The organism is Spirillospora sp. CA-128828 (assembly GCF_050945415.1).
In the GTDB taxonomy this organism is placed as follows: domain Bacteria; phylum Actinomycetota; class Actinomycetes; order Streptosporangiales; family Streptosporangiaceae; genus Spirillospora.
In genome coordinates this window covers 4,426,912-4,441,255 of the sequence record NZ_CP191986.1, presented here as the reverse complement: position 1 = coordinate 4,441,255, position 14,344 = coordinate 4,426,912, and the positions used below count along the sequence as shown (strand labels likewise).

The window sequence follows — 14,344 nt, the reverse complement described above, 5'->3', positions numbered from 1 at the left end:
CGTGGGGTGGCGGTCCCGGCCATGGCCCGTCCCACGCGGGGACGGTGGTCAATGCAGGCCCGCCGTGAAGCGGTACTCCCCCGAGGCGATCCGGCAGCGGAGCTCCCGCGGCCCCGCGCCGGCGATCCGCACTCCGGGCGCGTCCGCCACCGGGACCCCGCTCTCCCGCACACCGGCCGGATCGTCGGTGGGGACGTGGACGGTGGCGGTCGCGCCCGGCGGCACGGTCACCCGGAGGTCGAAGACCCCGTCGCGGCGGGACCAGGCGGTGGCGACGGTGCCGCGCACCGACTCGTACCGCGCGCTCGCCGACGTGAGGTCGCCGGGTCTCGGCCGGATCAGCAGCTCGCGGTACCCGGCCGAGCCGGGCGCCTGGTCGAGGCCGGCGACGCCCCGGTAGAGCCACTCGCCGACCGAGCCGAGCGCGTAGTGGTTGAACGAGTTCATCGCGGCGGCCTGGAATCCCCGCTCGGCGGTGTAGCCGTCCCAGCGCTCCCAGACCGTGGTCGCGCCGTGCCGCAGCGGGTACAGCCAGGACGGCGGGTCGGTCCGGCGCAGCAGCGCGTGCGCGAGATCGGCGTGCCCGTGCGCGTCGAGGACGGGCGCGACCAGCCCGACTCCGAGGAATCCGGTGGTGAGGCCGGGTCCCGCCTCCTCGACCAGCTCGGCGAGGCGCCGCACCGCGCCCGGCACCAGTTCGGCGGGCAGGAGCCCGAACGCCAGCGCCAGCAGGTAGCCGGTCTGGGTGTCGCCGTGGATGTGTCCGTCCGGGGTCGCGAACCGCTCGGTGAAGGTCTTGCGGACGTGTCCGGCCAGCGCCCCGTACCGTGCGGCGGTCTCGTCCCGGCCGAGGACCCCGGCGGCGCGCGCCGTCAGGTCGGCGCTGCGCGCGAAGTAGGCGGTGGCGAGGACGTCGCGGGGCGTCGGGGCGGGCGCGAGCCAGTCGGCGAAGTGCGGGCCGACGCGGCGGGTCCACACCAGGCCGGGATTGTGGCGGTGGATGTGGTCGACCCAGGCGCACATGGCGTCGAGGTTGCGCTCCAGGAAGCGCTCGTCCCCGTACACCCGGTAGAGGTGCCAGGGAATGAGGACGCCCGCGTCGCCCCAGCCGGGGGCGCCCTCGTCGGCGACTCCGGCGAGCCTCGGGGCCACATTGGTGAACACGCCGTCCGGCGACTGGGCGCCCCGCACCTCGCGCAGCCAGCCGTCGAAGAACGCGGCGACGTCGGCGTTGAGGCACGCGGTCGGCAGGAAGACCTGCGCGTCCGCCAGCCAGCCGAGCCGCTCGTCGCGTTGCGGGCAGTCGGTCGGGACGCTGACGAAGTTGGAGCGCTGTCCCCAGCAGATCGCCTGGTGGAGGCGTTCGATCCCCGGATCGGAGCAGGTGAACTCCCCTGTCCAGGGGGTGTCGCTGTGCAGGACCACGCCGGTGACGTCGCCGGCGTCGAGTGCGGCCAGGCCCGTCACTTCCGCATGCCGGAACCCGTGGTAGGTGAAGCGGGGTTCGAAGACGGTCTCCGCGTCGTCGCCGGCGATCAGTACGTCGGTGGCGTCCGCGGTGCGCAGGTTGGCGGTGTAGAGCCCGCCCGCGTCGTCCAGGGCTTCGCCATGCCGAACGACCACCCGGTCACCTCGGGTGAGGCCGCGCGCCGTGAGCCGTACCCGTCCGGCGAAGTTCTGCCCGAAGTCGACCAGGAAGCGGTTCTCGCCGACCCGGGTGACCGAACGCGCCGGCAGTTCCCGGACGGCGCGGACCGGTGGTGCGGCGGAGGCGGTGAGCCAGCTCCGGTCGGTGCCGGCCACCCAGGCGGGCAGCCATCCCGCATCGTCGCGGTCGCCGGCCGGAAGGTCCCAGCCCGGGGTCTCACGGCGCAGGTCGTGGCACTCCCCCTTCAGCAGGTCGGCGTACCGGACGGGCGACCGCGCGCTCTGCCAGTCGCCGCCGGTCGCGATGACGTCGACGGCGCCGCCGGCGTGGACGACGTGCAGTTCGGCCAGCAGCTGCGGGAACGTTCCGTAGTGGGCGCCCGGGCGGCGCGGGTCGAAGCCGGCGAACCCGCTCCACCAGCCGTCCGCGACCGTGGCGGCCAGCATGTTCGTGCCCGGCCGGAGCAGGCCGGTCACATCGTGCACCTGGTAGTCGATGCGGTCGCGGTAGTCGGTCCAGCCGGGGGCGAGTTCGGCGTCCCCGACGCGTTCCCCGTTGACGTGCATCTCGTACAGGCCGCGGGCGGTGACGTAGAGCCGGGCGCCGGCGGGCGCTGCGGGAACCTCGAACGCCCTCCGGAGCCGGACGGCCGGCTGCAGGCCGTGGTCGGCGAGGGCGAGTTCGCCCTCTTCGGGTGCGTCCACGACGTCGAGCACGGACGGGTCATGCGTGATCCAGGCGCCGGTCCACGCGGACGGGCTCAGCATCCCGGTCTCGAACCAGGAGCCCTCGTGCGTCCACGCCCCGTCGGCGCCGGTCACCGCGACCGTCCAGAGGTAGCGGGTGCGGGCCCGCAACGCCGGGCCCCCGTAGCGGACGGAGACGGCGGACGGATCGTCCACCACGCCGGTGTCCCAGATCTGGGTGCCGTCCTCGTCGCGCACCCGGACCCGGTACCCGGCGGGCGCGTCGCCGCGCCGGCCGGAGGACAGCCGCCACGACAGCAGCGGCGCCGGCTCGTCGAGGCCGAGCGGCTCCACCCGGTGGTCGCAGCGGAGCCCGTACGGCAGCGGCCCCCGGCCCTGGGATTCGGTCACCAGCCCGCTCCGATCGCAAGCCAACAAGTTGGCTTGTGAAGATAACGCCGAAAATGTGAGCTTGAGCGTAGAAGGCGGCTGATCTGGGTGTCAAGACTCGGGACCGGGCCCGCGTCCCAGCGGCGCCGAACCCGGAGACGACCACGAGGACCGGCTGGTCAGCGCCCGGTCGCGGACCGTGCCGCCGGCCGTCCGCCGGCCCTTCCGTCAGATCGCCGCCAGTTCGTAGGCGACCTTGTGCTCGTCGAGCCCGCGCAGCGCCTCGGCTCCGGCTCCGTCATCGACGATCACCCGGTCGAAGTCCGACAGCGGCGCCACCCGGTGCAGCGCCACCCGGCTGAGCTTGGAATGGTCGATGAGCAGCACGCTGCGGGCCGCCGCGCCGAGCATGGCGCGCTTCACCGACACGATGCGCTGCTCCTGGTGGTAGGCGAACCCGCCGTCGACCGCGGACGTCGACACGAAGCACAGGTCCACGTTGAGCGCCTCGATCGCGTCGACGCACGACACCCCGAGGAACGAGTCGTGCAGCGGGTCGTAGTCGCCGCCGAGCGCCAGCAGCCGGATGTCGCGCTCGCCCGCCAGCAGGTTGATGGCCTGCAGGAAGTTCGTGACGACCGTCAGCGGGACCACGCCCGCCAGCCGGCGGGCCAGCGCCAGCGCCGTGGTGGAGTCGTCCAGCATGATCGCCATTCCCGGCTCGACCAGCTCGACCGCCTTCGCGGCGATGGCGTCCTTCGCGGGCCGCATCGACTTCATGCGGTAGGCGACGTTGCTCTCGAACACCCCGGACGGCTGGGCGGTGACCCCGCCCCGGTGCTTGCGGACGACGCCCTGGCGTTCGAGTTCGTCGAGGTCGCGGTGGATCGTCATGAGGCTGACGCCGAACCGCTCGGCGAGCGCGGCCGCGGTGACCGAGCCCGCGGACAGGACGGTGTCGGCGATGTCCTGCCGGCGCCGCTCCGGGCCGCGCGAGTCCCCGCCCTGCTTGGTCATGCCGGAACCTCCCGGTGGCCGGCGCCGCTCCGACGGGATGTCGGCAGGGACCGGGCGCCACAAAAGGTAACACGTCCCGATGCTTTGTTAACACGCGCGTCAGCTAAGTTGACGGCGCTCCGTCCGGAGCCGGCGGGAGCCGCCGCCACGGTTCTCGCGCCGTCACTGAACGAAACGCGGGGTGATCGGAGTACTCACCAGTGAGGCCTGAACGGTGAGGAGCCCCCGTGAGCTATCCAATGAACACCGATCCCCGGTACGGCGTGGGACACGACACCATCCGGTACGAGCTCGGCGACGAACCCCGGTACGGTCTGGACGAGCCGCGCGGCCCGGGCTTCCCGTCCCCGTCGCCCCCACGTACGTGGCCCCAGGACGATCCGTTCAGGCGACCGGCACCGTCCGGCCCGTGGGCGCCGCCCGATGACCACGAGCCCCGCCACGCCCGCAGGAGCGGCCCCGGCCGGGCGGTGATCGCGGCCGTGCTCGCGGCCTTGCTGACCGGGGGCCTGGCCGGCGCGGTCGCGGCGCGCCTGACCGCGGGGGAAGGGGTGTCCACGGCGCTGTCGCGGTCCGGCGGCGGGCCGGCGACCGGCGGGGCCGGCACCCTGAGCGACGTGGCCGCGCGGGTTCAGGCGAGCGTGGTGTCGATCGAGGTGCGGTCGGGGAACGGGGGCGCCACCGGTTCCGGGTTCGTGATCGACCGGCAGGGGCATGTGCTGACCAACGCGCACGTGGTCGAGGACGGCGGCCGGGTCGCCGTGGTGCTGGCGAACCGGCGCAACGTCGCGGCGCAGGTCGTGGGCGCCGACCGCACCAACGACCTCGCGGTGCTGGCGATCCCGTCCGGGCAGAGCCCGGCGCCGCTGGCGTTCGGCCGCCTCTCGGACGTGCGGGTCGGCGACCCGGTGCTCGCGCTGGGCTCCCCGCTGGGCCTGCAAGGGACCGTCACCGGCGGCATCGTCAGCGCGCTGAACCGCGAGGTCCGCATCGGACAGGGCGGAGCGGGCACCGCGCTGCAGACCGACGCGTCGATCAACCCCGGCAACTCCGGCGGCCCGCTGGTCAACGCGCGCGGCGAGGTCATCGGCGTGAACACGGCGATCGCGACGCTGATGCGCGGCGGGGGCGGCGGCTCGATCGGCATCGGCTTCGCGATCCCCGCGGACCGGGCGAGGGAGGGTGCCCAGCGACTCGCCCGCTGAGGCCGCACGGAGGCGGCGTCGCCACAGCCCGAGCGCGACCCGGTACCGCCTGGCCGCTGGGTTTCCGGTCCCGGCCATGACCACCTCCGCTTGGCACGTCGGATATGCCGGGTAACGTGCAAAGTGTGCTTGCCGAACCCGCTCAGTCCCTGAGCGATCTCGCGCTAGGCGTGATCGTGGTGGCGCTCGCCGTCAGGCTGGGACGCTCGCCGACGGTGCATCGGCACTGGCGCACGTCCTTCTGGTGGGCGGGCATCGCGGCGCTGGCGGGGTTCGTCCACCACGGCGTGGTGGCGTACTCGGAGCGATGGGCGGGGCCGAGCTGGGCCGTCATCAGCGCCATGGTCGTCGTCGCGGTGTCCTACCTGCTGGCGGCCACCGTCGCCGAGGTGCTCGGCCCGCGCCACCGCACGACGTTCTGGCTGCTCCGCTCGATCGGGCTCACCGCCTACGTCGTCCTCGCGGTCACCGGGCATGCCGGTGTCTCCGCGTTGCTGGCCTGCGAGAGCCTGACCATGGTCAGCATCCTGGCCCTGTGGGGCTGGGCGGCCCACCGCCGCCATCCGATGGCCGGCCCGGTGATCGTCGCACTGGTCACCAGCGGCGCGGCGGCGGCCACGAAGGCGATCGACCCGAGCCTCGTCCGGCCCGTCGCGCTGGACCCGACCTCGGTCTACCACCTCGCCCAGATCGTGGGCATGGTCCTGCTCTACGCGGCCGTGAGCGCCTCGCGCCGCCCGGACCGCGAACCGCACGCCGTCGCCGGGTGATCCGGCCAACTGTCCCGGGTGGGACATTTGCGGGACGGGATGCCTGGCTTCTGTACTGAGCGGTCCCCTTCCTGACACGGACCGTCACCGTTAGCTTTCATCGCGTGACTGAGCGCATCGATCCTGAACCGGTCCGCGCCGGGCCGGGGCTGCCCGCCCGCTGGAACACGCCGCCGAGAGGAGAACGCCCATGACCGCCATCGCCAGCGTCTACCAGAACGACGTGGCCACCTACTGGAACACCGAACGCAACCCGGTCAACCTGCGCCTGGGCGACGTGTCGGGGATCTACCACCATCACTACGGCATCGGCGAGGTCGACCGGTCCGTGCTGGAGGCGCCGGAGGACGCCCGTGAAGAGGCGATCATCGCCGAGCTGCACCGGCTGGAGAACGCCCAGGCCCAGTTCCTGCTCGGTCATCTCGGCGACATCCGGCCGGAGCACCGCCTGCTGGACGCCGGCTCGGGCCGGGGCGGCTCCAGCATCATGGCCAACGCCGCGTTCGGCTGCCAGGTGGACGGCGTCTCCATCTCCCAGGCGCAGGTGGACTTCGCCAACGCCCAGGCCGCCGAGCACGGCGTGGCAGGCAAGGTCCGGTTCCACTTCAAGAACATGCTCGACACCGGCTTCGAGGCCGGCGCGTTCCAGGCGATCTGGAACAACGAGTCGACGATGTACACCGTCCTCGACGATCTCTTCGCGGCGCACTCCCGGCTGCTCGCCCGCGGCGGCAGGTACGTCACCATCACCGGCTGCTACAACGACGTGTACGGCCTGCCGTCCAAGGCGGTCTCCACGATCAACGCCCACTACGTGTGCGACATCCACGCGCGCAGCGCCTACTTCCGAGCGATGGCGGCCAACCGGCTCGTGCCCGTCACCGTCGTCGACCTGACCTCGTCCACGATCCCCTACTGGGAACTGCGCAGGCAGTCGTCGGTCGCCACCGGCATCGAGGACACCTTCCTGGAGGCGTACCGCGACGGCAGCTTCCAGTACCTGCTCATCGCCGCCGACCGCATCTGAAACCGTCAACGCCAGACCCGTCGCCTTCGGGCAGAGGCAGGTGAGCAGAGCATGGAAGCGACGCACCACCGATGCAGCGGCGCACGCGGCCCGTCCGCACCGCCCGCGGGCACGGTCCCGCCGGGACCGGCCGGTCCCGGGGCCGCCGCGGCGCTCCTGCCGTCGCTGATCGCCGCGGCGCGTCCCAGCCGTGAGCCGTCCTACGGCGACCTGCTCGCCGGGCCGCCTCCGGGCCCTGCCCTCGGCGGTCCCGGCTACGCCGAACGAGTGTGGGGGGACGGGTCGCACTCACCGCTCTACTGCCCGGTCCCCGAACGGATCGACGACGCCCTCGCCGAGGAGGTGGACGCCCGGCTGATCTCCTGGGCGCGCGACTGCGGGTTCGCCGACCACGAACTCGACGCGCTGACCGGTGCCGCCTTCGGGCGGCTGGTCACCCTCGCCCATCCCGACACCGACGACCCCGACGCCCTGCTGGTGGCCGCGCAGCTGAACGCCGGATGGTGGGCGGCCGACGACTACTACGCCGACGACACCGCCCTGGGAGCCGTGCCGGCGCGGCTCCCGGCGCGGCTCGCACTCGCGATGTCGGCCATGGACCCGGTCCCGCCCGCGGGCGAGTTCACTCCCCCGCTGACCGAGGCCCTTCGCGACGACCTGGTCCTGCGGATGCTCGGATCGGCCGTCGGCCACCTGAAGCGCCACGCCACCGACGCGCAGGTCCAGCGCGTCTGCTACTCGACCTTCGCCATGTTCGTCAGCTGGACGGCCTACGCCGCCTGGCGCGAGACGGGTGAGCATCCGCCCGCCTGGGAGTACCTGGCGGCGCGCCAGCACGACAGCTTCTACACCTCGATGACGCTCATCGACGTCGTCGGCGGCTACGAACTCCCGCCCCACCTCTTCTACGACCCGCGGGTCCGCCGCGCCGCCTTCCGGGCGGGCACCGCCAGCGTGATCGTCAACGACCTCCACTCGGTCGCCAAGGACGCCGCCGACGAGAACCCGGTCTGCAACCTCGTCCTGCTGATCGCCGCCGACCGGGACGCCTCGGTCGAGGAGGCGACCGAGATCACCGTGGCCCTCCACAACGACCTCGTCCGCGACTTCGAGGCCGGCCACCGGGAGCTCGCGGCCGTCCCCTCTCCCGAACTCCAGCGGTTCCTGCGGGGGCTGCGGGCCTGGATGGGCGGTGGCTTCGAATGGCACGCCACCAACCCCCGCTACGCCGCGGAGGCGGCCGGTCAGTGACCGAACAGGGGAAGGATCGCCCTGACCGTCTCGACCACGCCGTAGATCAGCGGGATGCCGACGATGGACCACGAGATGACGAGCCGCGGCACGTCCCCGCCAGGGGACGCGTCGAGCCGGCCCTCGTCGGAAGCGGAGCCCTCCGGTGACGCCATGGTGCACTCTTCCTTCGCTCGTTCTCAGGTGGCGGGGCTGGGGTCCGAGACGCGGGGCTCGGCGCCGGGCACGTGGTGGCGTTCCGCCACGGGGCGGATGAACAGGTTGGCGGCGAAGCCGATCGCGAGGACCCCGACCATGGTGAAGAGGGCGGGACGGTAGTCGGCGGCCACCAGCGCGCCCGGTTCGCCGCGGGCGTCGAGGAACCGGTTCACGATCAGCGGCCCGGCGATGCCCGCCGCTGACCAGGCGGTCAGCAGCCGGCCGTGGATGGCGCCGACCTGGTAGGCGCCGAACAGGTCGCGCAGGTAGGCCGGGACGGTGGAGAAGCCGCCGCCGTAGAAGGAGATGATCAGCGCGGCGAGGGCGACGAAGAACGCGGTCGAGGCATCGCCGAACACGGCCAGCAGGATGTAGGCGCCCATCCCGACGCCGAGGTAGCCCACATACGTGGGTTTGCGGCCGATGTAGTCCGAGGTCGAGGACCAGACGAACCGGCCGGCCATGTTGAACATGGAGAGCAGCCCGACGAAGCCGGCCGCCTCGGTCGCCGACACCGAGGTCGAGCCGCCGGAGCGGAAGAAGTCGCTGATCATCGGCCCGGCCTGTTCGAGGATCCCGATGCCGGCGGTGACGTTGCAGAACAGCACCGTCCACAGCAGCCAGAACTGCGGCGTCCTGATCGCCGACGCGGCGGAGACGCTGTTCGCCGTGACCATCGCCCTGGCGCGCCCCGCCGCGGGGTCGAACCCGGGCGGGCGCCACCCCGGGGCGGGCACCCGGACGTTGAACACGCCGAGCATCATCACCAGGAAGTAGACGACGCCGAGCGTGACGAAGAGCAGCGCGACGGCCCTGCCGGACGCGGGGTCGCCGTCCGGGTCGTAGCGGGACAGCAGTTCGCGGGACAACGGCGAGGCGACGAGCGCGCCGCCGCCGAAGCCCATGATGGCCATGCCCGTCGCGAGGCCCGGCCGGTCGGGGAACCATTTGATCAGCGTCGACACCGGCGAGATGTACCCGATGCCGAGCCCGATCCCGCCGATGAACCCGTAGCCGAGGTAGACCAGCCAGAGCTGCCCGGTGGCGATGCCCAGCGCGCCGACCAGGAAGCCCGAGGCCCAGAAGCAGGCCGCGGTGAACATCGCGCGGCGCGGGCCGACCCGGTCGACCCAGGTGCCCATGACCGCCGCCGAGGCGCCGAGCATGACGATCGCGATGGAGAAGATGACGCCGATCGCGGTGAGGCTGACATCGAAATGCTTGACGAGGGCGGTCTTGTACACGCTGGTCGCGTACGCCTGCCCGATGCAGAGGTGGACGGCGAGCGCGGCCGGGGGGATCAGCCAGCGGTTGTAACCCGGTTTCGCGACGGTGTGCCGCTGGTCGAGGAAGGAGAGCGCCACTGCGGGCCTCCGGTTCGGGAGCGTGTCCGGACAGGTGGTGCGCCCCCGATGGTGAAGACCATAAACACAAACGTGCTACATGAACACCCCTCCACGCCACCGAGATGTTGAGCGTCCCGCAGGGGACACGGCCGGGCCAGGGTCCGCGGGTCCCGCCCGAGGGTTGGCGGCTCATTTCCTCCATCGGACGGTCCTTTGCGGGTCCGGCAAAAGGGCTGGGCCGTGCCTCCGCTTCACGGAGCACCTACAAAGGAAAGGAGGTCAGGTCACCATGGCCCTCAGTCGAAGGGCACTCATCGGCGCGGTCGCTTTCGCATTCGTTGTCGCCTTCTGGGGCAACGACGAAGACGAGCCGCGCGACGAAGGGCAGAACGGGACTACATGTCCCCCCGGTACTCAGCAGCCGGAGACCGAACCCGGCAAGTGAGTAACGGCCCTCCAACAGGGCCGGCCTCCCTTCACCGGGAGGCCGGCCCGCTTCGCCGCCCGCGCTGTGCCCCGAGATCCCGCGATCTCCTGCCGCGCGCCCCTACAATCCCGGGGGTGGCCACCTACAGCGATCTTGATGCGTTCGGGGACCTGGACGCCTCGGCTCTGCCCCCGCGCCAGCAGCGGATCCTGGTCGCGATCCGGGACTGGGTGGTCAGATACGGCTATCCCCCGAGCACGCGGGAGATCGGCGACGCCGTCGGGCTGCGGTCATCGTCGTCGGTGTCGCGGCACTTGGCGAGCCTGGAGGAGAAGGGCTTCCTGAAGCGCGGCCCCTCGCTGTCCAGGCCGATCGACGTGCGCATATTCCTCCAGGAGCACCCGCCCGGGGAGCCCGCCGACGACCGGGTGTCCGTCCCCCTGGTCGGCCAGATCGCCGCCGGCACGCCCATCACGGCGGAAGAGCACGCTGACGACATGCTGATGCTGCCCCGCGAGCTCACCGGGCGCGGCACCGTTTTCGGTCTGCGCGTGCGCGGTGACTCGATGATCGGTGCGGCGATCTGCGACGGCGACATCGTCGTGGTCCGCCGGCAGCCGGAGGCCCATTCGGGCCAGATCGTCGCCGCGATGATCGACGGCGAGGCCACGGTGAAGGTGTTCCGGCGCCGCAACGGTCACATCCATCTCGAACCCTGCAACCCCGACTACGACGTCATCGACGGCGACGAGGCCGTCGTGCTCGGCATCATCGTCTCAGTGGTGCGCAGCGTCTGAAGCCCCCATCCTGACGCCCACTCCTCGCACCGGACTGGCCGCACACCGTCACCGTTACCGTCACCCCGCTGGGCACGACGTCGCACCGCGCCCTCCGTCATCGCGGCGGTGTCGTCCCACGCGCGCGCCGCGCTCGGGAGAACGCCCGAATCCCTGACGGGCAGGGGCATCCCGTCGCTCATCCACGTCCTCGCTGGTGAGGGCCGTTTGTCACGGATTGATAACATCGCCGGCGGTCCATTGACGGCGCCTACCGAGGCAAAAGAGACTCAGCCCTCAACTGAGAATGCATTCCATATTGAGGACTGAATGTCGATGCCCCCCTTCGACCGTGACCACATCCGCACCGTTCCCGACCTTCCGCGCGCGCCGGCGGACCGGATCGCCGGCTTCGCCGGGGTCCCGGTCGCGGTCATCGGGGACGCGATGGAGCGGCTCGGCATGTGCGACGCGGGAATCGGGTCGATCACCCCCGGCCGGACGGCGGTCGGCTCGGTGCTTCCGGTACTGGTGCGCAGTGGCGACAACGCGGGCGTCCACGCGTGCCTGGAGTACGTCCGCCCCGGAGACGTCGTCGTCGTCAGCGGCCAGGCCGACATGTCGCGCGCGCTCGTCGGCGCCCTGCTGGCGCGCAAGTTCGCCGCCGCCGGGGCCGCGGGGGTGGTGATCGACGGGTGTGTGCGCGACCAGGCGGAACTCCGCGAACTGGGCTTCCCGGTATGGGCTCGGGGGGTCACGCCCGCCGGGCCGTACAAGCACGGACCCGCGGTCATCGGCGAGCCCGTCGCCGTCGGGGGTGTCGTGGCGGCCGCCGGTGACCTGGTGGCCGCCGACGACGACGGCGTCATCGTCGTGCCCGCGGCGCGGGCGGCGGAGGTCCGCGCGGGCGTCGACCTCGTCCTGGAGAAAGAGGCGGCGATGCTCGCCGCAATCAAAGGTCAGTCCTCCGATCACTAGCGGCTCCGGCCTCCCTTCCAGAAAGGCACCCCCATGCGTCTGCGCATCCTCACCGCGGCCACCGCGCTGCTGGCCGCCGGATCCGCGGCCCTCGTCGGCTGTTCGTCCGACACCGGCGTGGCCGCCGGCGCCGCGAAAGGCGGGTCGGGCGAGAACGGCCTCGCGGCGTCCTCGGCCGTCGGCGAACTGAAGGTCGACACGGCGGCACGCGACCTTCTTCCCGATGGCGTCCGGAAGTCGAACGTCCTGAAGGTGGGCGGCTCGACGGACATCGCGCCGTACCTGAGCGTCAACGGCAAGAACCTCGTCGGCGTCGAGGCGGACTTCATGACCGCACTGGGCCGCACCCTCGGCGTGAAGTTCGAGGTCGGCAACACGAAGTTCGCCGCGATGGTGCCCGGGTTGCAGTCGCGGCGGTTCGACGTCGCAATGGCCGACTTCAGCGACACGCTGGAAAGGCAGAAACAGGTGACGTTCGTCGACTACACCCGGGCCGGGCAGATCCTGATCGTGCCGAAGGGCAACCCGCTGAAGCTGAAGGCGGTCGCGGACCTGTGCGGGCATTCCGCCGCCGGCCCGACCGGAAGCCTTTCCGTGGACATCGCGATGGCGCAGTCGAAGAAATGCACGGATTCCGGTGAGGGTGCAGTGAACGTACAGCGGTACCCGACCGCTGCGGAATCCGCGCTGGCATTGCAGAGCGGACGGATCGACACGCTGGCCATCGACTACGGCATCGCGTCGTCGCTGGTCCAGCAGTCGCAGGGGAAGCTGCAACTGACCGGCGGGCTGTTCGGTAAGGGCTTCCACGGGGCGGCGTTCCGCAAGGACGACCAGGCCCTTCAGAAGGCGTTCACCGCCGCGTTCACGACCCTCATGAAGAACGGCACGTACAAGAGGATCCTGGACCATTGGAACCTGCCGCAGATGTCGCTGGACAAAGTCGTCACGAACGGCGCGACCGAATGACCACGCTCCCGGCGCGCGTTTCCGGACGGCCGCGGATCGAACGGCGCAGGCATTACGGCCAGTACGTCGCGGCGGCCGTGCTCATCGTCGCGGCGCTGTTCCTGGCGAAGTCGCTGGCCACCAACCCGCGTATGCAGTGGCCGATCATGTGGCACTACCTGTGGAACACGCACGTCCTGTCGGGCTTGGTCGTCACGCTCGTCATGACGGTCGTGTGCCAGACGGCCGGCACTGCTCTGGGTTGCCAGCTGGCGGTGATGAAACTGTCGCGCAACCGCGTGCTCCAGGCGACGTCGGGCCTGTACATCTGGTTCTTCCGCGGTACCCCGCTGCTGGTCCAGCTCATTTTCTGGTACAACCTCGCCGCGCTCTTCCCGACGCTCGGCGCGGGAATCCCGTTCACGGGGATCGGCTTCAGTGTCGCCACCAACACGCTCATCAGCGGGCTGGTCGCCGGGTTCCTCGGATTCACGCTCAACGAGGCCGCGTACATGGCGGAGATCGTGCGGAGCGGCATCTCGGCGGTCGACCCCGGCCAGCGCGAGGCGGCCCTGTCGGCCGGCATGACCGAGACGCAGTGCATGCGGCGGATCGTGCTGCCGCAGGCCATGCGGGTGATCGTGCCGCCGACCGCGAACCAGGCGATCAACCTGCTCAAGGCGACCAGCCTGGTGGCCTTCATCTCCGGCGGCGACCTGCTCACCAATATCCAGGACATCTACGCGAACAACTTCGCGGTCATTCCGCTGCTCGTCACCGCGAGCGTCTGGTACCTGATCGTCGTCAGCGTCGCGTCGGTCGGCCAGCGGTACCTGGAACGGCACGTCGGGCGCGGGTTCACCACGTTCAACGACGCGCCCGAACAGGCGCGGGACAAGCGGGAGGCGGCCGGATGAAGCCCATCGTGGACATCCGTCACGTGTCGAAGTCGTTCGGCCGTCTCCAGGTGCTGCGCGACGTGAGCCTGGCCGTGCCCTCGGGGTCCGTGACGGCCGTGCTCGGGCCGTCCGGGTCGGGCAAGTCCACCCTGCTGCGCTGCGTCAACCACCTGGAGACGATCGACGACGGCGAGATCGTCGTCGACGGCGAGCACATCGGGTACGCGCGCCACGGCGACGTCCTCAAGGAGTTGTCCGGCCGCGCCCTGGCCCGGCAGCGGGCGTCGATCGGCATGGTCTTCCAGCGGTTCAACCTGTACGCGCACAAGACGGCGCTGGAGAACGTGATGGAGGCGCCCGTCCAGGTCCTCCGCAGGCCGGCGCCCGAGGCGCGGGAACGTGCGACGGCGCTGCTCGAACGAGTCGGCCTGGCCGACAAGGCGCACGCCCACCCCGCGCAGCTGTCGGGCGGCCAGCAGCAGCGGGTGGCCATCGCCCGCGCGCTGGCCATGGACCCGAAGGTCATGCTCTTCGACGAGCCCACGTCGGCGCTGGACCCCGAGCTGGTCGGCGACGTGCTGGCCGTGATGCGCGAGGTCGCCGAGACCGGCATGACGATGATCGTGGTCACCCACGAGATCGGCTTCGCCCGCGAGGTCTCCGACCAGTCCGTCTTCATGGCCGACGGCGTCGTCGTGGAGGCCGGCACCCCCGACGAGGTGCTCCGCGACCCCAAGCAGGCCCGCACCCGCGACTTCCTGAACCGCGTCCTCTGACC

Annotated in this window: 13 protein-coding genes; 9 read left to right on the top strand and 4 right to left on the bottom strand. The window is 71.5% G+C overall.

Annotation, left to right across the window (positions count from 1 at the left end):
* Positions 1–48 precede the first annotated feature (48 nt).
* Positions 49–2,745 carry a family 78 glycoside hydrolase catalytic domain gene (locus ACQPXG_RS21775; RefSeq protein ID WP_433469536.1) on the bottom strand — a complete coding sequence of 899 codons (2,697 nt, stop codon included), beginning with the start codon at positions 2,743–2,745 and terminating at the stop codon, positions 49–51.
* A 207-nt stretch (positions 2,746–2,952) separates the two neighbouring features.
* On the bottom strand, positions 2,953–3,741 hold the full coding sequence (locus ACQPXG_RS21770) for a DeoR/GlpR family DNA-binding transcription regulator (RefSeq protein ID WP_433469535.1): 789 nt from the start codon (positions 3,739–3,741) through the stop codon (positions 2,953–2,955).
* Positions 3,742–3,968: 227 nt separating this feature from the next.
* On the opposite strand from ACQPXG_RS21770, the gene ACQPXG_RS21765 reads away from it, so the two are divergent.
* From ACQPXG_RS21765 to ACQPXG_RS21750, 4 genes are all read left to right on the top strand, one after another.
* Entirely contained in the window at positions 3,969–4,946 is a 978-nt protein-coding gene (locus ACQPXG_RS21765; protein WP_433469534.1) for a S1C family serine protease, read from the top strand.
* 125 nt (positions 4,947–5,071) lie between these two features.
* Entirely contained in the window at positions 5,072–5,716 is a 645-nt protein-coding gene (locus ACQPXG_RS21760; protein WP_433469533.1) for a DUF6962 family protein, read from the top strand.
* 190 nt (positions 5,717–5,906) lie between these two features.
* Positions 5,907–6,743: a geranyl diphosphate 2-C-methyltransferase gene (locus tag ACQPXG_RS21755; RefSeq protein WP_433469532.1), complete on the top strand. Its 837-nt coding sequence runs from the start codon at positions 5,907–5,909 to the stop codon at positions 6,741–6,743.
* Between the two features lie 51 nt (positions 6,744–6,794).
* On the top strand, positions 6,795–7,994 hold the full coding sequence (locus tag ACQPXG_RS21750; RefSeq protein WP_433469531.1) for a family 2 encapsulin nanocompartment cargo protein terpene cyclase: 1,200 nt from the start codon (positions 6,795–6,797) through the stop codon (positions 7,992–7,994).
* Here ACQPXG_RS21750 and ACQPXG_RS21745 read toward each other — a convergent pair.
* Together ACQPXG_RS21745 and ACQPXG_RS21740 are read right to left on the bottom strand one after the other, a co-directional pair.
* Positions 7,988–8,149, bottom strand: coding sequence for an MFS transporter small subunit (locus ACQPXG_RS21745; protein WP_433469530.1), 162 nt, complete (start codon positions 8,147–8,149; stop codon positions 7,988–7,990). The two genes, ACQPXG_RS21750 and ACQPXG_RS21745, sit on opposite strands and share 7 nt — an antisense overlap.
* A gap of 24 nt (positions 8,150–8,173) precedes the next feature.
* Positions 8,174–9,556, bottom strand: a complete 1,383-nt coding sequence (locus tag ACQPXG_RS21740; RefSeq protein ID WP_433469529.1) for an OFA family MFS transporter — start codon at positions 9,554–9,556, stop codon at positions 8,174–8,176.
* Positions 9,557–10,099: 543 nt separating this feature from the next.
* On the opposite strand from ACQPXG_RS21740, the gene lexA reads away from it, so the two are divergent.
* From lexA to ACQPXG_RS21715, 5 genes are all read left to right on the top strand, one after another.
* Complete coding sequence (lexA, locus tag ACQPXG_RS21735; RefSeq protein ID WP_433469528.1) at positions 10,100–10,762, top strand: transcriptional repressor LexA; 663 nt, start codon at positions 10,100–10,102, stop codon at positions 10,760–10,762.
* 309 nt (positions 10,763–11,071) lie between these two features.
* A complete protein-coding gene (locus tag ACQPXG_RS21730) occupies positions 11,072–11,719 on the top strand; it encodes a methyltransferase (protein WP_433469527.1) in 648 nt (215 codons plus the stop codon).
* 33 nt (positions 11,720–11,752) lie between these two features.
* A complete protein-coding gene (locus ACQPXG_RS21725) occupies positions 11,753–12,688 on the top strand; it encodes an ABC transporter substrate-binding protein (RefSeq protein WP_433469526.1) in 936 nt (311 codons plus the stop codon).
* Positions 12,685–13,584 carry an amino acid ABC transporter permease gene (locus tag ACQPXG_RS21720; protein WP_433469525.1) on the top strand — a complete coding sequence of 300 codons (900 nt, stop codon included), beginning with the start codon at positions 12,685–12,687 and terminating at the stop codon, positions 13,582–13,584. Before ACQPXG_RS21725 ends, ACQPXG_RS21720 begins: the two co-directional genes overlap by 4 nt.
* A complete protein-coding gene (locus ACQPXG_RS21715; protein ID WP_433469524.1) occupies positions 13,581–14,342 on the top strand; it encodes an amino acid ABC transporter ATP-binding protein in 762 nt (253 codons plus the stop codon). Before ACQPXG_RS21720 ends, ACQPXG_RS21715 begins: the two co-directional genes overlap by 4 nt.
* Positions 14,343–14,344 lie beyond the last annotated feature (2 nt).